Origin of the sequence: Mesorhizobium cantuariense, from assembly GCF_042647205.1 — a bacterium.
GTDB lineage: Bacteria > Pseudomonadota > Alphaproteobacteria > Rhizobiales > Rhizobiaceae > Mesorhizobium > Mesorhizobium cantuariense.
This window is the reverse complement of the sequence record NZ_JBHRVD010000001.1, coordinates 201,021-227,299: the sequence shown is the minus strand read 5'-3', so window position 1 is coordinate 227,299 and position 26,279 is coordinate 201,021. Positions and strand designations below refer to the sequence as shown.

The 26,279-nt window shown below is 61.8% G+C and carries 21 protein-coding genes and 2 pseudogenes; 21 read left to right on the top strand and 2 right to left on the bottom strand.

Annotated features, from left to right (window positions below; genetic code table 11):
• Window positions 1-21 precede the first annotated feature (21 nt).
• The 15 genes from nadA (at window position 22) to ACFOJ9_RS01005 (ending at window position 11,727) form a co-directional block, all read left to right on the top strand.
• Window positions 22-996 (top strand): quinolinate synthase NadA, encoded by a 975-nt coding sequence (gene nadA, locus ACFOJ9_RS01075; RefSeq protein WP_378976500.1) that lies wholly within the window; start codon window positions 22-24, stop codon window positions 994-996.
• Entirely contained in the window at window positions 993-2,537 is a 1,545-nt protein-coding gene (locus tag ACFOJ9_RS01070; RefSeq protein WP_378976498.1) for an L-aspartate oxidase, read from the top strand. The genes nadA and ACFOJ9_RS01070 overlap by 4 nt, the downstream gene beginning before the upstream one ends.
• Window positions 2,534-3,388: a carboxylating nicotinate-nucleotide diphosphorylase gene (gene nadC / locus ACFOJ9_RS01065; RefSeq protein WP_378976496.1), complete on the top strand. Its 855-nt coding sequence runs from the start codon at window positions 2,534-2,536 to the stop codon at window positions 3,386-3,388. Before ACFOJ9_RS01070 ends, nadC begins: the two co-directional genes overlap by 4 nt.
• Window positions 3,389-3,484: 96 nt before the next feature.
• Window positions 3,485-4,483: a biotin synthase BioB gene (gene bioB, locus ACFOJ9_RS01060; RefSeq protein ID WP_378987481.1), complete on the top strand. Its 999-nt coding sequence runs from the start codon at window positions 3,485-3,487 to the stop codon at window positions 4,481-4,483.
• Complete coding sequence (locus ACFOJ9_RS01055) at window positions 4,480-5,619, top strand: 8-amino-7-oxononanoate synthase (protein ID WP_378976494.1); 1,140 nt, start codon at window positions 4,480-4,482, stop codon at window positions 5,617-5,619. Before bioB ends, ACFOJ9_RS01055 begins: the two co-directional genes overlap by 4 nt.
• Complete coding sequence (gene bioD / locus ACFOJ9_RS01050) at window positions 5,616-6,251, top strand: dethiobiotin synthase (protein ID WP_378924066.1); 636 nt, start codon at window positions 5,616-5,618, stop codon at window positions 6,249-6,251. The genes ACFOJ9_RS01055 and bioD overlap by 4 nt, the downstream gene beginning before the upstream one ends.
• Window positions 6,251-7,516, top strand: coding sequence for an adenosylmethionine--8-amino-7-oxononanoate transaminase (locus tag ACFOJ9_RS01045; RefSeq protein ID WP_378976492.1), 1,266 nt, complete (start codon window positions 6,251-6,253; stop codon window positions 7,514-7,516). The genes bioD and ACFOJ9_RS01045 overlap by 1 nt, the downstream gene beginning before the upstream one ends.
• Entirely contained in the window at window positions 7,513-8,496 is a 984-nt protein-coding gene (locus tag ACFOJ9_RS01040) for a beta-ketoacyl-ACP synthase III (RefSeq protein WP_378976490.1), read from the top strand. Before ACFOJ9_RS01045 ends, ACFOJ9_RS01040 begins: the two co-directional genes overlap by 4 nt.
• Window positions 8,497-8,522: 26 nt before the next feature.
• The gene (locus ACFOJ9_RS01035; RefSeq protein WP_280952830.1) at window positions 8,523-8,657 is read left to right on the top strand and encodes a hypothetical protein; all 135 of its coding nucleotides are present in this window, start codon (window positions 8,523-8,525) and stop codon (window positions 8,655-8,657) included.
• A 228-nt stretch (window positions 8,658-8,885) separates the two neighbouring features.
• Complete coding sequence (locus ACFOJ9_RS01030; RefSeq protein ID WP_378924072.1) at window positions 8,886-9,710, top strand: cyclase family protein; 825 nt, start codon at window positions 8,886-8,888, stop codon at window positions 9,708-9,710.
• Window positions 9,711-9,843: 133 nt separating this feature from the next.
• Window positions 9,844-9,999: a hypothetical protein gene (locus tag ACFOJ9_RS01025; RefSeq protein WP_378976488.1), complete on the top strand. Its 156-nt coding sequence runs from the start codon at window positions 9,844-9,846 to the stop codon at window positions 9,997-9,999.
• Between the two features lie 402 nt (window positions 10,000-10,401).
• Window positions 10,402-10,752, top strand: coding sequence for a BA14K family protein (locus ACFOJ9_RS01020; protein ID WP_378976486.1), 351 nt, complete (start codon window positions 10,402-10,404; stop codon window positions 10,750-10,752).
• Window positions 10,753-10,895: 143 nt separating this feature from the next.
• Complete coding sequence (locus ACFOJ9_RS01015; protein ID WP_378976484.1) at window positions 10,896-11,252, top strand: hypothetical protein; 357 nt, start codon at window positions 10,896-10,898, stop codon at window positions 11,250-11,252.
• 33 nt (window positions 11,253-11,285) lie between these two features.
• Window positions 11,286-11,459, top strand: coding sequence for a hypothetical protein (locus tag ACFOJ9_RS01010; RefSeq protein ID WP_378976482.1), 174 nt, complete (start codon window positions 11,286-11,288; stop codon window positions 11,457-11,459).
• Between the two features lie 55 nt (window positions 11,460-11,514).
• Complete coding sequence (locus tag ACFOJ9_RS01005; RefSeq protein ID WP_095090064.1) at window positions 11,515-11,727, top strand: cold-shock protein; 213 nt, start codon at window positions 11,515-11,517, stop codon at window positions 11,725-11,727.
• 222 nt (window positions 11,728-11,949) lie between these two features.
• Here the strand turns inward: ACFOJ9_RS01005 and ACFOJ9_RS01000 are convergent, their stop codons facing one another.
• Window positions 11,950-12,414, bottom strand: a complete 465-nt coding sequence (locus tag ACFOJ9_RS01000; RefSeq protein ID WP_378924078.1) for a MucR family transcriptional regulator — start codon at window positions 12,412-12,414, stop codon at window positions 11,950-11,952.
• Between the two features lie 1,316 nt (window positions 12,415-13,730).
• Between ACFOJ9_RS01000 and ACFOJ9_RS00995 the strand changes: the two genes are divergently transcribed.
• The 6 genes and pseudogenes from ACFOJ9_RS00995 to ACFOJ9_RS00970 all read left to right on the top strand — a co-directional run bounded on the left by ACFOJ9_RS00995 (window position 13,731) and on the right by ACFOJ9_RS00970 (window position 25,552).
• The gene (locus tag ACFOJ9_RS00995; protein WP_378976480.1) at window positions 13,731-14,387 is read left to right on the top strand and encodes a hypothetical protein; all 657 of its coding nucleotides are present in this window, start codon (window positions 13,731-13,733) and stop codon (window positions 14,385-14,387) included.
• Window positions 14,384-19,546 (top strand): XopAD/skwp family type III secretion system effector, encoded by a 5,163-nt coding sequence (gene xopAD / locus ACFOJ9_RS00990; RefSeq protein ID WP_378976478.1) that lies wholly within the window; start codon window positions 14,384-14,386, stop codon window positions 19,544-19,546. Before ACFOJ9_RS00995 ends, xopAD begins: the two co-directional genes overlap by 4 nt.
• Before the next feature lie 51 nt (window positions 19,547-19,597).
• Window positions 19,598-20,914, top strand: a pseudogene (locus tag ACFOJ9_RS00985) (IS1380 family transposase).
• A gap of 225 nt (window positions 20,915-21,139) precedes the next feature.
• Window positions 21,140-21,736 carry a shikimate kinase gene (locus tag ACFOJ9_RS00980; protein WP_378976476.1) on the top strand — a complete coding sequence of 199 codons (597 nt, stop codon included), beginning with the start codon at window positions 21,140-21,142 and terminating at the stop codon, window positions 21,734-21,736.
• An 825-nt stretch (window positions 21,737-22,561) separates the two neighbouring features.
• Window positions 22,562-23,508 (top strand): IS630 family transposase gene (locus ACFOJ9_RS00975; protein ID WP_417568608.1). Its coding sequence is split into 2 segments (ribosomal slippage): window positions 22,562-22,903 and window positions 22,906-23,508, totalling 945 coding nucleotides; the frame shifts between segments, so codons are not numbered across the junction.
• 877 nt (window positions 23,509-24,385) lie between these two features.
• Window positions 24,386-25,552, top strand: a complete 1,167-nt coding sequence (locus ACFOJ9_RS00970) for a porin (RefSeq protein WP_378976472.1) — start codon at window positions 24,386-24,388, stop codon at window positions 25,550-25,552.
• Window positions 25,553-25,631: 79 nt separating this feature from the next.
• On the opposite strand, the pseudogene ACFOJ9_RS00965 reads toward ACFOJ9_RS00970, so the two are convergent.
• Window positions 25,632-25,862 (bottom strand): annotated as a pseudogene (locus ACFOJ9_RS00965) (transposase); the annotation flags it as partial.
• Window positions 25,863-26,279 lie beyond the last annotated feature (417 nt).

Sequence of the window (26,279 nt, the reverse complement as noted above, 5' to 3'; positions counted from 1 at the left end):
TAGATTATAATTGGAGGCTCGATGAGCACCATCCTGCCTTCGGCCGCATCCCTGTACGACCGCGTTCGGCGCGTTATTCCTCCGATCGAATGGCCGAGCTTTTCGGACGACATCGAGGCAATTCTGGCGCTGAAGCGGGAGCGCAACGCCGTCATCCTGGCGCATAATTATCAGACGCCGGAGATCTTCCACTGCGTGGCCGACATCGTCGGCGACAGTCTGGCGCTTGCCCGTAAGGCAATGTCGACCGAAGCCGACGTCATCGTGCTTGCCGGCGTGCATTTCATGGCTGAAACGGCGAAGCTGCTCAATCCGCAAAAGACGGTACTCATTCCCGATTTGCGAGCAGGCTGTTCACTGGCCGACTCGATCACCGCCGAGGACATTCGCCTGCTGCGGCAGCGCTATCCGGGTGTGCCGGTTGTCACCTATGTCAACACCTCGGCTGACGTGAAAGCAGAGTCCGATATCTGCTGCACGTCCGGCAACGCAAAGGCCGTCGTCGAGTCCCTCGGGGTTCCCAAGGTGATCATGCTGCCGGACGAATATCTGGCCCAGAACATCGCCGCTCAGACAAAGGTGCAGATCACCGCCTGGAAGGGTCATTGCGAAGTGCACGAGCGCTTCACGCCAGCCGACATCCGTCAGTTGCGCGAAAGCCATCCCGGCGTGATGGTGCTCGCGCATCCCGAATGCCCGCCCGACGTTGTAGCCGAAGCCGATTTTTCTGGCTCGACAGCCGCCATGTCCGACTATGTCGAAAGGCAAAAGCCGCCACGCGTCGTGCTGATGACGGAATGCTCGATGAGCGACAATGTCGCGGTCCAGCATCCCGAGATCGAATTCATCCGGCCCTGCAATCTATGCCCGCACATGAAGCGCATCACGCTCGCCAACATCCGCTCTGCGCTCGAGCAGAACCGGCATGAGGTGATGATTGAACCCGACATTGCAGCACGAGCACGGCTAGCGGTAGAGCGGATGCTCGCCATATGAGCGAGGAGGTCCGCAGTTTCCTTGGCCGCCCGATTATCATAGGCGGCGGTATTGCCGGGCTTTTGACTGCGCTTCATCTGGCGCCAGAACCGGTGCTTATTCTGTCCAGGACGCCGCTTGGATCTGAGGCATCAAGCGCATGGGCACAGGGCGGGCTGGCTGCCAGCCTTGGCGTGGACGACGATCCTGCGCTGCATGTCGCCGACACGCTCGCCGCCGGCGATGGCCTGTGCGACGCAGAAATCGCAACCCGCATCCTTCATGCGGCTCCTAACGCGATCGAGACCCTGGCGACCCTTGGGGTTCGCTTCGATCGGACGCCTGAAGGAGCCCTGCGCCTGGGATTGGAGGCCGCGCACGGCCGCCGGCGCATCGTTCATGCCGGCGGCGATGGCAGCGGACAGGAAATCATGCGTGTGCTGGTCGAAGCTGTGCGTTCTACTTCGTCGATCGTGGTCGTCGAGGGTGTAGAGGCGCGGCGGCTGGCGGTGGAGGACAATACGGTCCGAGGTGTCTGGGCAAGCTGTTCGATGAGTCCTGTGTTCTTCGGTACGGGACGGGTCGTCCTCGCCACGGGTGGGATTGGCGGACTGTTCCTCGACAGCACCAACCCTTTGGGCAGTTGCGGACAGGGCCTGGCGCTTGCGGCGCGCGCCGGTGCTGTGGTTGCCGACCTGGAATTCATCCAGTTCCACCCGACCGCGCTTGATGGGCCGGCGCGCCCGATGACGCTGATCAGTGAAGCGGTTCGCGGTGAAGGCGCGATGATTGTCGACGAGACAGGCCGACGCTTCCTCGACAGCTTGCCGGGCGCGGAACTCGCGCCGCGCGATGTGGTGGCGCGCGCCATCTGGACGCATCTTTCGAACGGCCACCGCGTCTTTCTCGATGGACGAGAAAAGCCCGGCCCGACATTTGCGCGGCAATTTCCGACAATCGCATCAGCCTGCCGGGGCGCGGGCATCGATCCCGTGCGCGACCTCATCCCGATACGGCCGGCCCAGCACTATCACATGGGCGGCGTCGCTGTGGATCGGGATGGACGTACCTCGGTTGCCGGACTATGGGCGTGCGGCGAAGTCGCCTCCACTGGACTGCATGGCGCCAATCGGCTTGCCAGCAACTCGCTGACCGAGGCGATCGTATGCGCGCGCTGGGTCGCCGAAAGCGTAGCGGGATCTCCGATCGGCATCAGAACACGCTCGACGGCACGGGAAATTCCGGCTCCCGATCCACTCTCGTTGCGCCCTCTCCTGTCACGCAGCCTTGGCGTGAAACGAGATGGCGAGGTCTTGCGCGAGGCCGTGAGCACATTGCTTCCGCTGGCCAAACGCCAAGATGCAGCGTCCGATCCTGCGATAGCGGGACTGATGATCGCGGTTGCCGCCTTGCTGCGAGAAGAAAGCCGCGGCGCTCACTACCGGACCGACTGTCCAGATTGTGCGGTTGCCGCCCGCCGCTCCAGGCTCACGCTCGATGAAGCCTTAGCGACAGCTGAGGAACTCGCATCTTCGTCTACGCTTGAAGAGACCGAGCAATGAACCTCTCGCCGCTGCCCCCAATCATGCTCGAGCCTCTGGTACGGACTGCTCTGCTCGAAGACCTCGGCAGGGCCGGTGACGTATCCACGGACGCCATTGTGACACCCTACCACTATACAAGGACCGTGCTTGTGGGGCGTCAGCGCGGGATTGTCGCGGGGCTCGATCTAGCCATGCTCGCCTTCCGCCTGATCAGCCCCGATGTTGAAATCTCGGTGGAGCGGCCAGACGGCAGTGGTGTCGTGGAAGGCCAGGTCATCGCATCGGTGAGCGGTCCGGCCCGGGCCATACTCACAGCGGAACGGACGGCGCTGAATTTTCTCTGTCATTTGAGCGGCGTCGCCACGGCGACGGCATCCGTCGTCGCGGCGGTCCGCGGGCACGGCGCGAAGATCGTCTGCACGCGCAAGACGACGCCCGGTTTACGAGCCGTCGAAAAATATGCCGTGCGCGCCGGTGGCGGCGCCAATCACCGCTTTGGCCTCGACGATGCGCTCCTGATCAAGGACAACCACATCGCCATCGCCGGCGGGATCCGTGCGGCCATCAAGCGCGCGCGAGCAAGTGCAGGTCATCTCGTCAAGATCGAAGTCGAGGTCGATACGCTGACCCAGTTGGAAGAGGCCTTGACGCTCGCCCCCGACGCCGTTCTGCTTGACAACATGTCGGTTGACCAATTGCGAGAGGCAGTGCTGATGGTCGCCGGCCGGGCGATCACCGAGGCGTCCGGCAGGATCACCGCCGCGTCAGCGCCGGCCATCGCGGCCACCGGTGTCGACCTGATTTCTATCGGCTGGTTGACTCACAGCGCGCCGATCCTCGATATCGGCCTTGACTGTCGGGCGCCCTGACGACCCACGAGCAAACATATGGGTCAATCGGGCATTCGAACCCCAGGACTCGTAAGACGAAGATAGCGCAAGCGTAGACTAGGAAACAGGATGGACATGCACGCCACCAATCCGACGAAGACAATGCCACAGGCTCAAGCCCCAGACGCCACGACGTGGACGCTAGAGAAGGCTCGGGCACTTCATGACGCGCCCTTCAACAATCTGCTCTTCCTGGCGCAAACCGTGCACCGCCAGAATTTCGATCCCAACAAGGTCCAGCTTAGCCGGCTCCTCAGCATCAAGACCGGCGGCTGCCCGGAGGATTGCGGCTATTGCAGCCAGTCGGCGCATCACGAAAGCGGGTTGAAAGCGTCGAAACTGATGGAGGTCCGGCGCGTCATCGCCGAGGCGACCAAGGCGCGTGACGCCGGTGCCACCCGCTATTGCATGGGCGCGGCATGGCGAAATCCCAAGGCGCGCGACATGGATGCGGTCGTGGCGATGGTCGAAGGCGTCAAGGCGCTGGGCATGGAGACCTGCATGACGCTGGGCATGCTTGATCTGGACCAGGCGCAGCAACTGAAAATGGCCGGCCTCGACTATTACAACCACAACATCGACACTTCGGAGCGCTACTACAACGAGGTTATCTCGACACGCACGTTTGCCGATCGGCTGGACACGCTGGCCAAGGTCCGCGACAGCGGCATCAAGGTCTGCTGCGGCGGCATTGTCGGTATGGGCGAAGAGCCTATGGATCGCGTCGACATGCTGGTGACGCTGGCCAATCTGCCGGAACATCCGGAAAGCGTTCCGATCAACATGCTGATACCGATCGCCGGTACCCCGCTTGCCGACGCCAGGCCGATCGAGCCGATCGAATTCGTGCGCGTGATCGCACTGGCGCGCATCATGATGCCGAAATCGCATGTCCGGCTTTCAGCCGGCCGCACCGCCATGACCGACGAGATGCAGGCGCTGTGCTTCTTTGCCGGCGCCAACTCGATCTTCGTCGGCGACACGCTGCTGACGGCGGACAATCCCGGCGAGGACAAGGATAGTCTGCTGTTCCGGCGTCTCGGCATCGAGCCGATGGACCTCGATACGCAATGAGCGGGGTACCGCTTGCCCGCTATGACGCGACCTTGCAGGGGCTGGCGCGCAAGGACCGGCTGCGGACACTGTCGCCGCGCGCCGGCCTCGACTTCTCGTCGAACGACTATCTCGGGCTTGCCGCTTCGAGAAGACTAGGCGACGCGGTTGCGGCTGCGATCGCGCAGGGCACGCCGGTCGGCGCCACCGGGTCGCGGCTGCTGCGCGGCAACGCGCCGGAGCATGAGGCTCTGGAGGCGGACGCAGCGGCGTTTTTCGGAGCTGAACGCGCGCTGTTCTTCGGCAGCGGCTACATCGCCAACTTCGCTCTCCTGACCGCACTGCCGCAGAAGGGCGACCTTTTGGTCCTCGACGAACTCGCCCATGCCAGCATGCATGAGGGGGCTCGCGCTGGCCGCGCTGAGTTCAAGCTCGCCGCGCACAACGACGTCGATGCTATCGAGGATGCGATCACGCGCTGGCGCGCCGAAGGCGGCACCGGGCGCGTCTGGATCGCGGTCGAAAGCCTTTACAGCATGGATGGCGACCGTGCGCCGATGGAGAGCCTGGTCGCGCTTGCCGATCGGCACCAGGCATTCATCGTCGTCGACGAGGCGCATGCCACCGGCGTTTGGGGACCGGAGGGCCGCGGCCTTGCCGCCGGTTTCGAGGGCCGCGACAACATCATCGCACTCCACACTTGCGGCAAGGCGCTCGGAGCGTCGGGCGCGCTTGTCACCGCTCCACGAACGCTGTGCGACTATCTCGTCAACCGGTGCCGGCCATTCATCTACGCCACCGCACCATCGCCGCTGATGGCCGTGGCCGCGCGCGAGGCGCTCGCCATTTTGTCCGAAGAACCGACGCGCCGTGACCGGCTGCAGGAAATCGTTGCCTGCACAGGCCGCCTGCTGGCCGGGCGCTGCGGCGTGATACCGAGCGGCTCACAGATCCAGCCCTTTGTCATCGGCGACGTCAGGCGCACCATGGCGGTGGCGGCAGCACTCCAGGCGCGCGGCTTCGACATCCGCGGCATTCGCCCGCCGACTGTGCCTGAAGGCATGTCGCGGCTGCGCATTTCGCTGACGCTCAACGTCGACGAAGCCGCCATTTCGGCCATGATCGAGGCGCTGGTCGAAGTGTTGGCCTCGGCATGACCAAGCGCATCGTCATCACCGGAACGGATACCGGCATCGGCAAGACGGTGTTTTCGGCGGGATTGGCCGGCCTTCTCGACGGTTCCTACTGGAAGCCGGTGCAATCGGGCCTCGACGGCGAAACCGACAGCGAGGTCGTTGAACGGCTCGCCGGTCTGCCGCCAGGGCGCGTGCTGCCGGAAGTCTACCGCCTGAAGAGCCCACTGTCGCCGCATCGTTCAGCCGAACTCGACGGCGTCGCGATCGAGGCGGCAAAGCTCTCGCTTCCAGCCTTGCCGGGTCCGCTCGTCATCGAAGGCGCCGGCGGACTGATGGTGCCGCTCAACCGGCAGACAAAGTTGATCGACATATTCGCGCAATGGCAGCTGCCGGTCATCCTGTGCGCCCGCACCGCGCTCGGCACGATCAACCACACGCTGCTGTCGATCGAGGCCCTGCGGGCCCGCTCCATTCCGCTCATCGGCCTCGCCTTCATTGGCGACGAGGTGGCAGATACGCAAAGGACAATCGTGGAATTCAGCGGCGTGCCACAGCTCGGCAGGCTGCCGCACCTTGATCCGCTGACGGGCAAAACGCTGAGGGACGCGATGACTACCAGCTTTGACCTCGGATTGATTACGGGGGTCGAATGATGTCGCAGTCCAGCGTCTGGCATCCGTTCACGCAACATGCGCTCGAGCCGGCGATCCCTGAGATCGTCCTGACGGAGGGATCCTATCTCTATAAAGCCGACGGCACGCGCATTCTCGACGCCATTTCCTCCTGGTGGGTCGTCACCCATGGCCATCGCCACCCGCGGATCATGAAGGCGATCGAGACGACCGCGGCAACCCTCGACCAGATCATTTTCGCCGGCTTTACCCATGAGCCGGGCGAGCGCCTCGCCAAGGCCCTGGTGGAACTCGCACCGTCCGGGCTCGACTGGGTGTTCTATTCCGACAGCGGTTCGACCGCCGTCGAAGTTGCGCTGAAGATGGCGCTCGGCTATTTCCGCAACATCGGTGCGCCGCGTTCGCGTATCGTCGTCATGGAGCACAGCTATCATGGCGACACCATCGGCACGATGAGCGTCGGTGCCCGTGGCGTGTTCAACGCCGCCTACGAACCTTTGCTGTTCGAGGTCGATACCATCCCCTTCCCGGCCGCCGGGCGAGAGCAGGAGACGCTGGATCGGTTCGAGGCCGTCAGCCGCGACCGGCACGCCGCCGCGCTGATCGTCGAGCCGCTGGTGCTTGGCGCCGGCGGTATGCTGATGTATCCGGCCTCGGTTCTGACCGAACTGAAGAAGATCGCCGAAGCTTCGGGCACGCTGCTGATCGCCGACGAGGTGATGACCGGCTGGGGCCGCACCGGAACCATGTTCGCCTGCGAGCAGGCATCCATCTCTCCGGACATCCTGTGCACCTCGAAGGGCTTGACCGGAGGCGCCATCCCGCTGGCGGCGACGCTTGCCACCGACGCCATCTTCCGGGCCCATTTTTCCGACGACCGCAAGAAGACCTTCTTCCACTCGAGTTCCTACACCGCCAATCCGATTGCCTGCACGGCCGCACTCGCCAATGTCGAGATCTGGCGCGACGAGCCGGTAGCCGAGCGGGTCGCGGCCCTGAGTGCAAAGCAGGCCGCCGGGCTTCAACGCTTTCGCGATAACCCTCGCTTCACCGATAGCCGGGCGACCGGGACGATCACGGCTCTCGATCTGCGCACCGGCTCCGCCGGCTATCTGGCCGAGATCGGGCCAAAACTGCGGGCTTTTTTTCTCGAGCGCGGCCTGCTCGTGCGTCCGCTTGGCAATGTCCTCTATCTTCTGCCGCCCTATTGCATCACCAGCGAGGAACTGGACGGTCTCTATGACGCCATCGAGGAGGCCAGCGAACGCTTCGGGTCGGGGCCATGAGCAGGTCGTCTCGCATTCTCGGGTTCGGCCATCATGCGCCGGCGCGCAAGGTCGAGAATCCGGAGATCGAAGATCGTCTCGGGCTCGAGCCAGGCTGGATCGAGCGGCGCACCGGAATTCGTTCGCGCTTCTGGGCGACAGATGAAGACACGCTGTCCGGCCTTGCTGTGCGTGCAGGCGAGATGGCGCTGGCGAACGCCGCTATTGATCGCAGCGACATCGGTCTCCTGTTGCTTGCCACCTCGACGCCCGACCACCTTCTGCCGCCCAGCGCACCCCTCGTCGCGCACAAGCTGGGACTTGGACGAGCAGGTGCGATCGATCTGACCGGCGCCTGCGCCGGCTTTATCTATGCGCTTATGTTCGCCGACGGCTTCACCCGCCTGCATGGCAAGGCGACCCTTGTGATTGCCGCCAACATCCTCAGCCGCCGCATCAATCCGGCCGAGCGCGCAAGCTCGGTCCTTTTCGCCGATGCCGCCGGCGCCCTGGTGATCGGTCCCTGCGAGGATCCCGACCGGGGCATTCTCGGTGCCTCGGTGGATTCCGACGGCTCGCGCTACGGGCTGATCCAGATCCCGGCGGGCGGAAGCAACATCCCGTTCCAAAGTGGCCTGGATCTCGGGCAAACCCGAATGACGATGACCGACGGCCGCGAAGTGTTCGCCAGGGCCGTGGACATGATGACTGCATGTTCAAAGGACGCACTCGCCGCAGCCAGGATGCGACCGCAAGACATCCACCGGTTCGTGCCACATCAGGCCAATGCCCGCATTTTCGATGCCGTCGGCAAGAACCTGGGCATTGCCGATCATGCGGTCGTCAAGACGATCGCTGACTACGGAAACTCCTCCGCCGCGACGATCCCGCTATCCCTATCGTTGGCCAATCAGACAGAGCCATTGCGGCCTGGCGAAAAAGTCCTTCTGGCTGCCGCGGGGGCGGGCTTAAGCGGCGGGGCACTCGTCGTTGGAATTTAGCCGGCGCTCGTTGGCGCGAACGCTGCGTGCCTGACCGGCATGCAGCAGTCGCCTCTGGCCGGCTTTCGAGTCGCGAGCGCGAAAAGGAATTCGCCGCGCTGACCGATGACGAGGCAAGGCGGATCGAGGCGGTCTACGCGCAAATCTTTGGTGCCGATTGAAGAAATCATCTTTCGATCGGCGCTCCAGCTTTTCGGAAATGGCATTCAGAACCATCAGAGCGGGAAGAGCATCAGGTGTGGTCAACAGCGCGTTAACGCCGAAATTTTGCGACAGGCCCAGTTGATCTCAAGCAGGGAGACGTGCTGGAAGGCATTGTTGACGGCCTCGGCACCCTGGGCAACCAAGTTCTTCGCCGGACGTTCGAATAATTATTGAGAAGGAACTCCATGACCCGCCAAATCATCGATCTCTCCATCGCCCTCGACAATGAAACGCCAGCGGACCCGCCGCCGATCCGCCCCGTGATCAGCTATACTGGGCATCGCGAAAGCGCCGAAGGCATGGTGGCGTTCTTTCCCGGGCTCGGCGTGGATCAGCTGCCCGGTGGCTATGGCTGGGCAGTTGAAGAGTGCAAGGTCAACACGCACAACGGCACCCACCTTGATGCGCCATGGCACTATCACCCCACCATGAACGGTGGTGAACGGGCAATGACCATCGACGAAGTGCCGCTGGATTGGTGTATGCAGCCGGGTGTGAAGTTGGATTTCCGTCATCTGCCAGACGGTTATGTGGTGACGGCCGCCGACGTTGAGGCCGAGCTTGACCGCATAGACCACACGTTGAGCCCGCTGGAAATTGTGCTGGTCAACACTTCGGCCGCCGCCGCTTATGGCAGCCCGGCCTATCTGGGCAAGGGGTGCGGCATGGGCCGTGAGGCCACGCTTTTCCTGACCTCACACGGCGTGCGGGTGACCGGCACGGACGCATGGAGCTGGGATGCCCCCTTTCCCTTCACCGCCAAACGTTATGCTGAAACCGGCGACGCCAGCATCATCTGGGAAGGACATAAGGCGGGAGCCGAGATCGGTTATTGCCACCTCGAAAAACTGACCAACCTCGACCAGCTTCCGCCCAAGGGCTTTACGGTTACCTGCTTTCCGGTAAAGATCAAAGGCGCCTCTGCCGGATGGACGCGCGCAGTGGCCCTACTCCAAGAGGTTCCGGCCATGGCGCTGCAGCGCCTTCCGCAAGAGAATTCGAACGGGTGACGTTTGACCATGGCGTGAGGATGGAGTCCGCAAGCGCATCGCTGTTCACGACCGTATAGACGTGCGCTTCCCGCAGCCTCCGCTCCCTCCGGCGGCCGCCACGGGAACAGGGTTTTCGTGCTTGATGTGGCGGGTGAAGGAGCTGCAGAAGTCGCGTATCCAGGTCCTTGTAGGCATCGATGTGACCCGCGTTTCCGCCAATGCCGAGGTCGACGAACGGAGCGGCGCGACGTCCTTCACCGCGACTATCGAGGTGGGTGCCGACCAGTTCAAGCTCTACCGTACGTGAAGCTCTATCCGGATATGCCCGTCGACGTGTCGATAGTGACGGGTGAGCGCAAGGGCATTGTGCGTGCTGCCACACTAGCCGCGGGACTGACGAGCGTTGGCATTGTGTAAAAGACATCGTCATAGCCCCTGCGGAACGACGCGATCGCAAGAGGATCGCCACTGCTTTTCGGCAGCGTCGATGAAAAAGGGTCTGTCAAGGCCGGTGAGATAGTTTCGCTATTCAGATAGTGCACATAGTCGGGACCTTTGGCCGCCCGCAGCAACAGGCTCGCTCGTCTCGACCTTCCTCCATCCCCTCATAGCTCGCATCGTCGGCACCTGCATCTAATCGGTAGGGCGTGAAGTGCTGGCTGTTCAAGAGGCGGATGGTTCGGCTCTGTACCGGAGCAAGGAATCAATCGTGTTCAAGCGCACCATCGTTTCCGGCCTGATCGTCGCCGCCGGTTCGCTGGCCGGAACCGTCCGGCCCTCGGCCGCGCGTGGCTATCATCACCACCGCGAAATCGGCATTGCCGCCGGCGTCGGCGGGTTCGTGCTTGGCGCTTGCTCGCCCAGCAGCCCCGGACCCTCTATCTCGACGAGTACAGCGGTTCCTGGTAGGTCCGCCGCTGCCTCGCCTGCTACGCCAGCCGATCCGGGCTTGGACACCTATATCGGCTATGACGGCTACCCCCTATCGCCGCCTTTAAGAGGAGATGGACCGTTTCAGCAACATGAGGGCTTCCTCATGGCCCGTTTTTCGTTGGTCTGAATGGTTCCAGCCCAGGCTGGCTTGTTCCGGCCCGGCTGCCTGGCCACGCATTTGGCGAGCGAAGCCGGTGGTGTACAGTGATTTCCAGACAGCCTAATCTCGACCACAAACGACCGGCTGATCGCCCCGAGGAGAGAGAAGGTTTGAACGAGCAGGATCCCAAGGAAGACTTGATCGACACGATTTTTCGCAATGGCACCATCACCGCCGTCGGCATCCTGCTGGCGTTCTCGCTCGGCTTCATCACGCATTGGGCCGCCAACCCAATACCGTGGCAGCTCCACCATTTGCTGGCCGCAGCGCCGATGCTGATCGGCATCGCGCTTCAGATGCGGGCCCTGTCGATGCTGCTCGACATTAGTTCCCTGCAACGGCGCATTTATGAGCGCGCCAACCGCATCTTCCTGACCGGGCTTATTCTGACTGCTAGTGGTGTCGGGCTGGCCATCTTGCTCGATGTCTTCGAGATGGCGCGCACGGGCGCGCTGCCTCTCGGCTAGCCGAGAGCTACAGCGCCGTGGCCATCCCAACAGATGTCGCACCATTCGGCGCCGACCCGGCTGGCCATGCGCTCGCCGATCCTGACCGCCGGGTTGGTCGCGCAGGGCCATGCGCTTGGCGGCAGCGCGGGGTGGGGCTGGCTGCCGGGTGGTCCGGCCGGGCCTTGCAATTTTTTGTCTTTGCTGCGCGTAACGCCTCGGCTGTGAATCGAGTAGGCTTAATGGCCTACCCACGTTGCAATTATTACAAAGGAATACGGATATGGCGACTGGAACGGTGAAGTGGTTCAACAGCACCAAGGGGTTTGGATTTGTCCCGCCTGACAATGGCGGTCAGGATGTGTTCGTCCACATTTCCGCTGTGGAACGTGCGGGTCTCTCGACTCTCATTGACGGCCAGAAGATCAACTATGAGATCGAACAGGACCGCCGTACTGGCAAGTCCTCCGCTGGCAGCCTCAGCAAAGCTGGCTGACTTTTCTCCTGCGGCCCGGCAAAAGCCTGCACGACGCGCCACGTCCCGATCGTACTGACCCGCTCGATAAGAGCGGGCGAGAACATTACCGCAGACCGGGACAGCAGATTGTTGCAAGCCGCGAGGATGTTTGCGAGTGGAGCGGGCTGGTCCGCGCCTTCTGATGTTCTGCGCAGACGCCGACGGCAGCTGCGCGCTTCAGAACGAACTTGATAGATAAGATCAAGCTGCGACCTTCTTGCGGGTCCGCTTCGCCGGCGCCGGCGTTTCCGGCTCTTTCGGCTTGCGGCCGAGCCCCATCGTCTTGGCCAACGCCGAGCGCGCCGCGGCGTAATTCGGCGCGACAATGGGATAATCCGCCGGCAGACCCCATTTGGCGCGATACTCATCCGGCGTCAGCCCATAGTGGGTCGACAGATGACGCTTCAGCGCTTTGAATTTCTTCCCGTCCTCAAGGCAGATGATGTAGTCCGGTGTCACCGACTTCCTGATCGGGACTGCAGGCTTGAGAGCCTGCGGCTCTTCTGCGGAGACACTTTCGGCCGTGCCCTTCAAAGCTGCGTGCACTTGTCCGATCAGGGCAGGGAGATCGCCCACCGGCACCGGATTGTTGGACACATAGGCTGAGACGACATCGGCGGTGAGCTCGATGAGGACGTCGATGTTGTCGTCGGCTTCTTCTGTCATGAAACTCTCCGGGTAGCGTGAAAACATAGTCGGTGAAGGATTGCTTCATTAGTGGTGGTTGCCGCGGAAAGCAATAAATCTCTCGCCAGGTTATTGCGATACTCGTCCAACATGAGGTCTAGTCAGGCTTCCGTCAGATACCACGAGTATGATGATACCCTCAGCGTGCAATGCGACAGGAATGACCGTGCGCAATTGTATTTTCATTTGCACTCGGGGTTGGCTATGACGGGTATTGGTCGACGTGGTGGCTTGTACAGTGGGCAAGTCAGAGCTGGGGGCGCGGAGGATATAGGGGGGCCCCGCGATCCTGCCTCTGGACAAGGTGGCCAACAGTTCAATTCGCTCATGGAGCGGATGCGTTCCGACCATGAAAATCCAGAGGGCGGACCCGTCCGCACCAGTGATATCCTGCGGGACGCGTCTCCTCATCCATCAGTTGGCGCACGCGGGAGGCGGCGCGGGTTGGATAGGGAGGAAGGCTGGTCGCATTTCGAGGATGAACCCTGGCGCGGCGATCAGGTGGCGGAGGGCTCGCAAAGGGGCGAGCGCCCGCCTCAGCGACAGGATCGTGGCGCATTCAATCGGGAAGAAGGCCCCTCGCGTTTCGGGGATGAGCCCTGGCGCCGCGAGCGCCCGCCCCAGCGACAGGATCGTGGCGCACCCTATCGGGAAGAAAGCTCTTCCCGCTCTGATGGCGAGCATTGGCGCGGCGATCGGGCGGCCGGAGACTCGCAAAGGGGCGAGCTCCCGCCCCAGCGACAGGATCGTGGCGCACCCTATCGGGAAGAAAGCTCTTCCCGCTCTGATAGCGAGCATTGGCGCGGCGATCGGGCGGCCGAGGGCTCGCAAAGGGGCGAGCGCCCGCCTCAGCGACAGGATCGTGGCGCATTCAATCGGGAAGAAAGCTCCTCGCGCTCTGGTGGCGAGCATTGGCGCGGCGATCGGGCGGCCGAGGGCTCGCAATGGGCTGAGCGCCCGCCTCAGCGACAGGATCGTCGCGCACTCTATCGGGAAGAAGGCTCCTCGCGCTCTGATGGCGAGCATTGGCGCGGCGATCGGGCGGCCGAGGGCTCGCAAGCAAGCATGCGCCAGCGCAATCAGGCGGCCGAGAGCTCGCAATCGGGCGCGCTTCCGCAGCCAAGGCAATCCGCAAGCGACCTGGGTCCTGGACTTGGAAAGCGGCGCGTAGACGACGTAGCCGCGCAGAGCCACGCCAGCTTTGAGCGACCTGATCCACAGTATTCAGGCGAGTTGCATGCAGCACTAAGAGGAATTGCTAACGCGCGTGACATCGGGGGTTCTCAAGAGAGGTGGTGAAGCATTCCAAGCGCCTGCGGATGCCGGATCAAGCAACGTTCATGCAAAAGGCCTCCGTCGATTTTGAACGCAAATTTGTCCCGCGCTTGGAGGAAGATATCGACGCCCGGCAATCATGGGGGTACGCCACTACGTGCAATGCGGTGAGCCGGTATGCGGGAGGGCAGGCAGGGATAGAAGCTTGCAGGGCTGTCGCAGCTCGGATGTCGCAGCTTGATCTCGCGTTAATGAAGAAGATTGAACCGAGAGCGCTTTCGCTCTTCGCATCATCATTCGGTCGGGACCCATTGTCGACGAAATGTCGCGATGGAGCGATGAGAATCGCCCGAATTTGTCAGGATCAAATGGGCGTACTAGGTGAGCTGGGCAGCCAAAATCTCTCGTTGCTGGCCAATGGTTTCAGCAAGTGGCCGGAAGCACCGGACTGTCGCAAGGCCACAGCCGCGATCGCCGATGAGGTCCTTCGCCGCGGGGTTCAGCTCACCCGCTTTACTGCGCAGGAGCTATCGAATCTCGTGAACGGATTCAGCAAGCGGCCGAACGACGAGGGCTGCTGTCAAGCCGCGGCCGCGATCGCCAATGTAATTGTCGGCCGTTCCGGCGGCCCCCCCGGCTCTCCACCTTTGTTCCGCAGGACCTGGCGAACCTGGTGAACGGTTTCAGCAAGTGGCCGGAAGCACCGGACTGTCGCAAGGCCACAGTCGCTATCGCCGAGGCGGTCCTTCGTCGCTCCGGAAGCGGCGCCTTGATCTCTGATTTTACTCCGCAGGACCTGGCGAACCTGGTGAACGGTTTCAGCAAGTGGCCGCAAGCGCCTGGCTGCCGCGAGGCCACAGTCGCGATCGCCAGCCAGGTCTCTCGCTTTGCCAAACGCGACGTCCGGCTCTTTGACTTTACCCAGCAGGGGCTGGCGAATCTGGTGAACGGTTTCAGCAAGTGGCCGGAAGCGCCGCACTGCCGCGAGGCCATAGTCGCGATCGCCAGCGAGGTCTCTCGCCGCGCCAAACGCGACGTCCGGCTCTTTGACTTTACCCAGCAGGGGCTGGCGAATCTGGTGAACGGTTTCAGCAAGTGGCCGGAAGCGCCGGACTGCCGCGAGGCCACAGTCACGATCGCCGGCGAGGTCTCTCGCCTTGCCAAACGCGAAGCCCAGCTCTCTGACTTTAATGCGCAGGACGTGGCAAACCTGGCGAACGGTTTCAGCAAGTGGTCGGAAGCGCCGGACTGCCGCGAGGCAACAGTCGCGATCGCCGGCGAGGTCTCTCGCCTTGCCAAACGCGAAGCCCAGCTCTCTGATTTTAATGCGCAGGACGTGGCAAACCTGGCGAACGGTTTTAGCAAGTGGCCGGACGGAGGGGCCTGTCGCGAGGCCACAGTCGCTATTGCCGAGGCGGTCCTTCGTCGCTCCGAAAGCGCCTTGATCTCTGATTTTACTCCCCAGAACCTGGCCAACCTGGTCAACGGTTTCAGCAAGTGGCCGGACGAGACGGGCTGCAGCAAGGCCACGGTCGCAATCGCCAGCGAGGTCGCTGGCCGCACCTCGCGCGAGGTGCAGCTCTTTGACTTTACTCAAGGGGATCTGGCGAACCTGGCGAATGGTTTCAGCAAGTGGCCGGAAGCGCCGCACTGCCGCGAGGCCACAATCGCGATCGCCGGCGAGGTCTCTCGCCTTGCCAAACGCGAAGCCCAGCTCTCTGACGTTACTGCGCAGCACCTGGCGAACCTGGTCAACGGTTTCAGCAAGTGGCCGGACGAGACGGGCTGCAGCAAGGCCACGGTCGCGATCGCCGGCGAGGTGCTTCGCCGTGACAACCGGCTCTCTGATTTTAGTCCGCAGGGATTGGCGAACCTTGTGAACGGCTTCAGCAAATGGCCGGAAGCAGCGGCGTGCCACCAGGCAGTCCTGGACATCGTGCGCAAACTGGGCTCCGGAGGCCAACGATTCGGAACGTTCACCACACCTGAGCTTGGCATGATGGCCAATGCTCTGGGGCGAAGTGTCGCCAGGGGAGAGGACACAGGAGAGATCATAGAGACCGCTCTGCTGAAGGATCGGCTACACCAGCTGGCCCGCTACCTTCACTATGCCAGTGATCGTCTGGAGCAGACCCACGTTCTGAACATCGCCGTGATTTTCAAGGCGCTGGCCAAGGCTCGATTGTTTGACGATCTCGGTTTGCTCGCACGGCCGGGGTTGGATCGGCTTACGGAATTGCATCGTGCCCCTGATTTTGCCGCTGAGAACAACCTCGAAACCATGGGCAATCTCTGCCTCGCCGTGCTGCCGCTGGCGCGCAGCCCGCGCAAGAGCCTGCGGCGGAGGCAGGCTCTGAATTTGCTGAACGACATTCAGCCGATCGTCGAGCATAAGATTGAGGCGCATCTCAAAGCAGGCGATGGCGAGCGGACCCGTGGCCCGTACTCGAGCCGTCGCCCCGCCTTGTCGATCTATCAAGTGCTCAAGACCCGCACGGTTCTGGCGACATTGTTCCGCCGGCCGTATGTCGAGGGCAAGAAGTCCGATTTGCGGGTGAGGCAAGAAGAGCTGCAGTTCAAGACCAAGGAGATTTTGGAGAAAACGGCCGGCCTCATCGAAGGCGACCTTTCCAATATGAGTTGGAACCTGATCGCGGAGATCGCTGCAGAGACCCCGCTTGATGGGCTGGACACGTTCATGGCGCAGAATGTGGCGACGGTCCAGGCCCAACATCCAGCGTCGGTGTTCGACGTCCATCAGGTGTTGCGAGCAATGGACCACGAGCCCAGACCGCCGCAAGGTGAGGCGGGGCTGATGCAGTTGCCGGTGGTGGACATGCAGGGCCGGCCAGTGGCCACGGAGCCCGAGACACGCTATTCGATTTTTCATCGCCTGACCTCGGGAGCTTTGCCAGTCGTCGCGGTGCAGCTGCCAGGAAAGCCCAGCCCCTTCATGCTGGCGCGTACGGTTACCGTCGAGGGTGTGCCATACCGCATGGACCTGTTCGGCGGAAGCAAGTTAAAACCACCGAAACCGACCCTCTCGCAGCTCGCCGCCCGCGCCCCGGACGCCGCGGCAGCCATGTCTCCTGGCGGAAAGCTGCTGGCCATTCCGTATGCCGATACCGCATCGGGCACGGCGTTCGAGCAGCTATTGCGCGCCTGGGCCCCTTTCAAGGAGGCATATTATTACATGCAGCGCAGGGGTTTTGCCGCGCCTCCAGGAATCAAGGGGCTGGGCCCTCACGACTACGCGCTGGAGGGCGCCTTCAAACTGTCGCTGCTGCCGGATCGCCCTGCGAACCAGGAACATCCCTTCAAGCTAACTGGGCCGGAAGGCCCGATCGCCTTGCGATCGCATGATGGCTGCGGTTTCATCAAGGCCTCGCTGGCCAACCGCATGCCGGCTGTTCATCGCGCCCGCCGGCAGGAAGGTCCTGATCGGGTGCCTGCCTTTGCTGAGGGACGCAGATCGTCCCTGCCTGCCTCGGCGCTGCAACATTATCCACGCAGCGAGTCGGTGGCCGATGAGGCGCAGGAGAAGGCCAAGACCTGGCTCGAGAGCCGACAGGGGCAAAGGCTGTCGGCCGAGGAGCTGTTTCGAACCGTGACTGGCGGACATATCGACGGTCCTGGCGCGGTTGCCATACCCTCCAGCGACGAGTGTCTCCATGTGCCGACGCTCAAGAGCGAGACGTTGACGGGGACGAGCGGCGTGCTGATCGGGCGCTCGCCCTATGACAAGCCCAACCTGCGCCCGTTTGCCCCAGAAGGAGTCAAGTCGGCCCTCGAGGGGGATCCGACCGCTGTGTTTCTCGACAACTGCACGGCCATCCAATACAGCTTCAACGTCGCCCAGAAGTCGGGGAGGGAACTGGCGGCCAACGATCCGACCTTTTTTGCCAAAGGCATTCTGATCGTTGTCCCGGATAAGATGTGGCCGGCCGCCTACGCCGACCGTGGGCTGGTGATGTCTGCCGAGGACGTCAAATGCCATGCGAGCTGGACCTCGAGCAAGGACCGCGTCAAGGTGGACACGCCGCTCGACTGCCTCGGCATCCTGCAGGCGACCGAGGTGTTTGCCCCGGGCTCGTTGGTGGCTGTCCCGACCGGTGAGCAGAAAAAACTTGACGGCGACTTCGACGGCGACACCGTCATCATCCTCGGCGACCGGCCGCAGCTTTATGAGCATTTGCGCGCGTTCGATCACCGGGAGCAAGCTCTGGGACTTCCGTCGCTGAAGCCGCCAAAGTCCCATACCCCGGCGCTTGAGGGCGACGATTACCAGTTCAGTCGCGCCCGCCAGATCCTCTCTGCCACGCAGAATGTTCTGGAAACTTATACCTGCCTGCAGCGAAGCTTTCTGGCTCAATCCCATGAAGCACGACGCTGGTTTGCCGAGCGTGCCGTCTTTGGCACCTATGAGGGCGTTCACAAGGAGCTCCGGCGAGATATCGGTCAGCTGTTGAACCAGGAAGAGGTGAGTGGCCAGGATATCCAGAACACGTTTGCGAGGGCGAGGCGCGAGATTGAGGTCGCCAAACATCCGGTTGCCCGCGAAATGGCCGAGTTGCTCGTCTCCGACCTTGTGGCATGGGCAGTCAAGCAGGGTGGACAACTCCTGCCCGAAACAATCGAAAGCGCGAACGCCGCAAACCCGAGCTTCAGCGCAAGGCTGTGCGAGCTTTTCCCGGGTCTGACCGAGACCTATCCGGCAACGCCTCAGCCACGAGACCGCATCCAGCTTTTGCTCGACCACTATCCTGCTCGCATCGATTCTCGCCCAGATGGTTACAATCCGGACGACCTCGTACAAAGCGCAACCAACTTGCTGAGCCTCGGCATCAAGGTCGGCACCGACGCCTATAAATCCGATACTGGCGCCAACCTTTTCTTCAAGAAGGGCAGCTACCTTCAGCGGCTCCTCCACCAGACACCGGGCTTGAAGTCCGTGCCCTATGTCAAGGGCGTTGCGGCGACCCTCGCCCAGGGAAGGTTTGACGTCGATGCGACCTTGGATGATCTGAAAGACAACCCCACGCTGGCCGCTGGCATCATGGAGGCCTCGATCAAATTCGCTGCGGAGCAAGGCATTCTGCCGAAACCTTCTGGCCTCCGGCCCACCGCCGAGGATGCCGACATGATGATTGCGCTGACCCGCGCGGAGGCTTCAGAGCGCGCCCAGATCGAGGCTGCCCGCGCTAGAGCCGAAGAGAGCAAAATCACCGAGGCCGCGCTCGGCGTCGCCGAAAGCCTCTGGAAAGCGGACTTCCAGATGAAGATGCCCCATCTGGAGCGCCGCTTGAAATCGCATGCCTCCATAACAGATGAACTCACCGGCATGAGCGTCCCGCCCGGCAGCGCTCCACAGCTCCTCACCAATACTGTACGCCATGTCTTCGAAATCCCTGACGAGCATTTTATAAACGCTTTCAAGAAAGCCATGCTGGCCTTCGATGACCGGGGCTACACCGAGGTCAGCGTGGTCAACTGGTTCAGTAAGCAGACTCGAAATTTCTTGGGCATCAAGGTAGTGCTCGCCACGCCCGAAGCCTATCGCTTCGAGGTCGAGTTTCACACGCCAGGCAGCTACAGGGCCAAACTGGCCAATCACGACACTTATAAGATCCTTGGCAAGCTTCGGCAGCAGCATTCAAGCGGGGATGCTCCGCAAGCCAAGGCCGAGGAACTGATGAAACGCGCCATCGAGGTCTGTGCCGAGGTTGCGATCCCCAAAGGCGCCCTTGGCATACCAAACTGGAAAGCCGAAGAGGATCCTAGCCCGGAAAATTCATGGGGGTTGGCGGATGTCGTGCAAGCCGTTGAAATGACGTAGGATTTGGTTGCTTAAGCCGATCCGAACCATTTCCCGGAGACCACACCCGCGATGAATGATCTTATGCTGCCGTTGAGCGGTTTGTCATCAGTCGGCGGCAAGTCCGTCGTCGCCCGTTTTGACGGCGGCATGTTGTCCTCGAACAGTGGTGTTCTGGCTCTGGCCGAGGTGGACCGTGTGGCGCGTTGCATCGACGATCCGCGCCGCCCGGACCAGATCATCCACAGCCTGGCGGACATGATCGGCTTTCGCATGAAGATGATCGCCGCCGGCTACGAGGATGGCAACGACGCCAACTGCGCTGCGCTGCGATCCGGTCTTCAAGATGGCCCAGGATGCGCTGCCTTCGGGTCGGGATCTGGCCTCGCAATCGACGATGTGCCGGCTGGAGAACCTGCCTGGCGTGCGGGAACTGATCGTTATGGGCCGGGCGATGGTCGACCTCTATTGCGCTTCCTTCCGCCAGGTTCCGAAGCGGATCGTGCTCGACATTGACGACACTTTTGACGCCGTGCATGGCGGCCAGCAGCTCCGCCTGTTCAATGCCCATCACGACGAATACGGCTTCCAGCCGATTGTTGTGTTCGATGGCGACGGCCGGTTCGTCGGTGCGGTCCTGCGACCAGCGAAGCGGCCGAGCGGGGCAGAAATCCGCCCCCACCTGCGCCGCCTGGTGCGGGCGATCCGCAGCAATTGGCCGAACACCGGCATCCTTATCCGGGCCGACAGCCACTATTGTAGTCCGCAGGTCATCGACTGGTGCCGCGCCAACGATGTCGACTTCATCCTCGGCGTGGCGCCCACCACGACCCTGCGCAAGCATGTCGCGGACCTGGAGAGCAGCACGATGGCGCGCCTTGAAGCATCGAAGACGAACAAGGTCCGCCGCTTCAAGGAGTTTTTTGACGGCGCCGCCAGTTGGAGCCGCGTAGAGCGCATCATCGCCCGCGTCGAGGTCGGCGCCCAAGGTGCCGATACCGCTTCATCGTCACCAACCTTGCAAGTGGCAAGGCCAAGGCGCTCTACGAGGATGTCTACTGCCGGCGCGGCGCTGCCGAGAACCACATCAAGTCGTGGAAGACGCATCTCGCCGCCGACCGCACCTCCTGCACAAGAGCGACGGCCAACCAGTTCCGGCTGTTCCTGCATGCCGGCGCCTACTGGCTGATGTGGGGCCTGCGCGCCGCGATGCCGAAACGCTCGAGCTTTGCCGTCGCCCAATTCGACACGCTGCGATTGCGCCTCATCAAGATCGCCGCCCGCGTGGTCGAGATGAAAACCCAGATCCGTCTGCACCTGCCGACATCCTGCCCCGACCAGCGTATTCTGCGCATCGTCCTCAGCCGCATCCCGCAACTCGCGACATAAACGATGGGGCGCAGACGTCCCGAAACAAACCCGCCGACCTCAACCCGCAAACCCCCGCCTTCCGTCACGACGGATCATCGCCGGCGCCCGACGAGGCTTGTCAAAATGCACCCCAAGGGCGGCCAGATCGCCATGCAGGCCGCCGAAAGCCGATCGCCGTGCATCAAGCGGGCTAGATGGAGCGCTGCTGCGGCATTTGGAATGCGAGTTGGCGAAAAATCAAGAATGTCCGAGATCGCCAGGTCGCCGCAAGCAAGCCAGATTGCGCCGGCCCTCGGCGTGCGGCCGATAGCGCTCGTCGGCATGTCGGGCGTCGGTAAATCCACCATTGGCGAGCGGCTTGCAAAAGGGTTGGGGTTGAAATTCATCGACTCCGATGCCGAGATCAGGAAAGAGGCCGGCATGTCGATAAAAAAACTTTGCGAAACCCATGGCGAGGAGCATTTCAGGGAGCTTGAGGCGAGAGTGATTGCGCGTGTGCTGAAGCAAGGACCGGCAGTGCTCGCGACCGGTGACAGTTCCTTCATCCATCAGCAGACCCATGGGCTCATCCAGGACAAGGCGGTCTCGATCTGGCTCAAGGCCGATGCCGACCTGATAATGCGACGGCTCGGGAGACGACGCGGTCGCCGGCTGCAGCAGGCCTCGGACCTGCTGGGCACTATCACGCAACAGATCGCTGAGCGTGAGCCGATCTATCAAAATGCTCATCTCACGATCGCTTCGCGCAATGTGTCGCATGAGAGGCAGATGGATGAATGCGTCAGGGCGCTGCACGCCTATCTGCGTCCCGAGCCGGCAGCCGCTCAGCCGGGCGTCTAATAAATCCCGTTAATGAGTTTCCCGCTCCCGACGCGGATAAGAACCCAGGAGCACGCTCGCCCCATTATTTCATACAAAGTGAGCCTGCCCCCCTTGTGCGAAGTTCTGGGTTCAATCCGGAAGAGATTTTAGCACGCGCTCCCCCAACTTTGGGGAGATGACGAGACCTCCAACCTCCGCGACGGAAACGCCGCCGTCTCATGGGATGAGCATGCGACATTCGCTTTGCCCGCGCTCCCTGGGAGGCCTGCGCAGGGGCGAAGCAGGCGGCTTCTCCTTAAAGTGTCCGACTAAAGCAAGCTCGCCTGCTCAGCCTCGCGGCGCAGTTTTGCCGCGGCCCCGGCCCGGCCGGCAGGTCCCTTAGCAGCCGGGCCTTGTGATATTTTGTCAGGATCGAGGTCCGCAACAGTTTACCGTCCTATGCCGATAACTGTCATCCTTACCGCTGCGGTTCTCCTGGGTCTTGCGCTATGTCAAATCCGTTCCGCTTTCGCCGCGACACTGTATTTCGCCAATGCCTTTCCTCACGCGATGGTCCGCTCTAACCGCCGAACGCGATGGCATGAACACAATATCGGTTAGCTACAAGCGCCATCGTTCGCCCTGCCGAGATCATCACGCACACCGAGATTTTCGACGCTTTCCCTTCAGACTGCGCTTGGTCGAGGAGATCGGAGCGCGGCAATGCTATATGCTGGGGGACGATACGGCTAGGAGCCAGACATTGCTCGCTAGAGCGGTTTTCCCTTAATCGGAGTCGTTTGTTTGCAGTGAACGGCTTGTTCTGATTCCCTGATGGAAGTGATTTGCGGAAGGAGCAGCGGCATGGCACGAGCTTACAGCCTGGATTTGCGGACGCGTGTTATCGAGGCGATAGAGGCAGGCCTGTCGACCCGAGAAGCGGCACGGCGGTTTGCGATCGGGATATCGACGTCTGGTGCATGGTATCGGGCCTGGCGTTCGAGCGGCAATCTGGAACCTGGGCGGCAGGGCAAGCCGAAGGTATCGAAGCTGGACGCGCACGAGACTTTCATTCTCGCCTTGGTCGAGACCGATGAGCGGGACATCACGCTTGCCGAGATCGTCGATCGCCTTGCGGCAGAGCGCGGGGTCAAAGCCAGCCTGACGACGGTCCATGCGTTCTTCGCAAAGCGTGGCATCACGTACAAAAAAAGACAGCGCACGCGGCCGAACAGCAGCGACCGGATGTTTTGGCAGCGCGGGAAGAGTGGTTCGAAGGCCAACTCGATCTCGATCCGAGCCGCCTGATCTTCATCGACGAAAGTGGCCTCAATACCAAGATGGCCCGGCTACGAGGCCGCTCTGCGCGTGGACAGCGTTGCCGGGCGGCTGTTCCTCATGGGCACTGGAAATCCACGACCTTCACGGCCGGCCTGCGCCTCGACGGGATCGTCGCGCCCTGGCTCCTGGACGGCGCCATGGATGGCGAAGCATTCCTGGTCTACTTGCGCCGCGTCCTCGTGCCGACGCTTCAACCCGACGATGTCGTCGTGATGGACAACCTGCCTGCTCATAAAGTGGTCGGTGTCCGCGAAATCATCGAGGCTGCGGGGGCTTCCCTTCGCTATCTTCCGCCCTACTCCCCGGACTTTAACCCCATTGAGATGGCCTTCGCCAAGCTGAAGGCTTTACTGCGAAAGGCAGCAGCCCGGTCCATCCCGGAATTATGGGACGCCGTGGCCGTCGCCATCGATCGTTTCCACCCCAAAGAATGCGAAAACCTGTTCGCCCACGCCGGCTACGATGCCTAACCGTGATTATCCAGAAACTGCTCTAGCGGACGCCCTCGGATAGCGATATCCGGCACTTCGATAACGCGTGGTATCGATTACAGGCAAGAAGCATTGGCAGTGGGCGCGCCGTGATCAGGACAGGAACGTGCTCGGCGTGTTCTTCCAAGGCTGCCAAGCGCCTGCTGACCCAGTCGCTTGCACAGAGTTGCGGCCCCAAGGGCATGATCATCGACAAATGGCGTTCCAATAACGCGATAGAACGTCAGGTGATGCCGAAAGTCGATCATCGCAAAAGAGGCTCAACAATCGCGCCGGGGGGTGCCATCGCGAAAACAGTTGGCCATACAGGACTTCCGATCCAGAGGCGGTTTACAACGCGTCGATCTTTCCAGCCTTGCGAAATCACTTGTCCGGACTGATTGGCAAGCTGCTGCACGCGATCGCCTTCAAGATGGGCCGTGCACCAAAACATGGCATACCCGGCCTGGCTAGTGAATTTCATGTCGACGTCAGTGGGTATCTCGCCCGATGTACCGAGCGGTGCCGCCTATGATGTCTCAAAGCCTACACAACGAACAAAAGCTGTCGCTATTGAACGAAACCGCTGGGCAGCGAACAGACTATCTATCCGAAACGTCTGCTTTTCGTGCTCAGCTTGACCTTCAAAGCGAAAAGAAGGAACCGCAACAAGATGCGCCGGCCAACCTGAGCGTAAGCCCGCAGCTACGTCTCCAGGATGGCGCGTTATTTGCGTGGTCGATTTCCGTAGCCGTTGTGACGTCTGCCTACAACAAGCGGAGATGACTATGGCGATTGGCCCAGACGCGCTGAATTCCGTGGGGCAACTGACGAGTGTCGCTTTGCGTCGAGGCGCAGCCCACCGGAGCACGCGCGAATGAACATCAGGAGCCTTCTCCTCGGCTCAACTGCAGTGCTGATCGCCCTTTCCGACGCGCGCGCGGTCGATGCTGTGGCTGTGGCCGAGCCAGAATCGACCGAATACATCAAGGTCTGCGACGTGTACGGCTCCGGCTACTTCTACATCCCCGGCACCGAGACCTGTCTGCGCATCGGCGGCGATGTCCTTTACGACATCGGCCTGGGCCATGTCGGATCGTATGACGGCGCCAGAACCTCAGACCTGAGGACTGGTGAGGATCAGGGCACATGGCGAAACAACGCTCGCTTGACCTTCAAAACTTGGACCGGCCAGGAGACCGAACTCGGCACACTGAAGACCTATACGGAAACCCGCATGGACTTTGGTAATCGCAACGCTTATTCGGGCACGGACAGCCCGCAAAACTACGCCTTCAACAGAGGCGTCAAATTGGCTTTCACTTGGATTCAGCTTGGCGGCCTGCGAGTTGGTAATGACTGGTCGGCCTTCCACGTGTTTACTGGCCACGCTGGCGACGTCCTCAATAAGATGCTTGTTCCGCACGGCGGCTACGAAGCCAACGTGGTTCAGTACTACTTTGACAGCGGCAACGGCTTTTCGGCGGTGGCTTCACTCGAAGAAGGCTCGGGCGTAGTCGGGACTATCGACAGCTATGTTCCGCATGTCGTCGGCGGCGTGAAATACATGCAAGGCTGGGGGGCGATCACTGGCGTTGTCGCTTATGATAGCAACTACGAATCTCTGGCTGGTAAGGTCCGCGTCGACGTCAATGTCACAAACGAATTTTCGCTATTCGGAACGTTCGGCTACGGCTCCTATGGCAAGCTCAGCGACAACTCCATTAACACAATCGACGCTCATCGTCGCAGCTTCTACAAATTTTGGGGCGGCAACTGGGCTTTCTGGGCCGGCGCCACTTACAGATTCAACGAGAAAACTTCGTTCAACCTTCAGGTCTCGGGTGATCAGCTCAAGGACTATGGTCTGACTGCAAACGCTGTCTATACGGCGTTTGCAGGTCTAATAATCACAGCCGAAATCGACTACGACCACTATGGCGACTTCGGCGCCGGCATGGTTGACCCTTCCAACGTGAACTGGACCAAAGCTGACAAAAAGAACAGCGTCGGCGGCATCATCCGTTTCCAACACTCATTCTAACGGAATGAGAAACTGCATCTGGGTGGTCCGATTGAAAGCAACCCATCGACCGGGTGCAGCAGCCCAGCGCATCCACGCTCCAGACGCCGGCCTTGGCCCAGCGGGTGAAGCGGGCATGGACGCTCTTCCACTTGCCGTAGCGCTCCAAAAGGTGCTGCCAGAATGCTCCGGATCGCAGGACCCATAAAACTCCGTTCACAAACAGGCGGTTGTCGGCGCCGCTACGGCCCGGATCACCAACCTTGCCCGGCAGAAGCGGGGCGATCCGGACCCACTGCGCCTCGTTCAGTTCATAGCGCTTTACACCCATCAAACCCGCTCCGAATCAGTAAATCCGGAACGCATTGATTCAGCACATCTCAGTTTTGGAAATCCTGAATGTGGATTGGTCCTAGCGCGCCTTGCAGGATGCGGCTGATCATGCCCAGGCCATGCGAGCGCTGCTAGCGGGATCGCCTGCACATGCCGGGCATTGCCGCCGATGACGCTCGAGCGCAGGTCCAGGCCGAGAGCCTTGCAGAACGACCGGATCAGGATCGTCTGGTCGGGATCCCACGCTTGCGGCCGGCGTGCCGCAGAGCGGGCCTAGCGGATCGTCCTCGATGATGCCTACCTCGGGGTAGCGCTGGAGGATGCCGGCCAGCGCTTCAGCCCGATCATTCGACATGGAAAGGCCGAGCGGCAGGTGCGCGCGCGGCTGGCAGACGAAGGCCATGGGCCGCTTCGC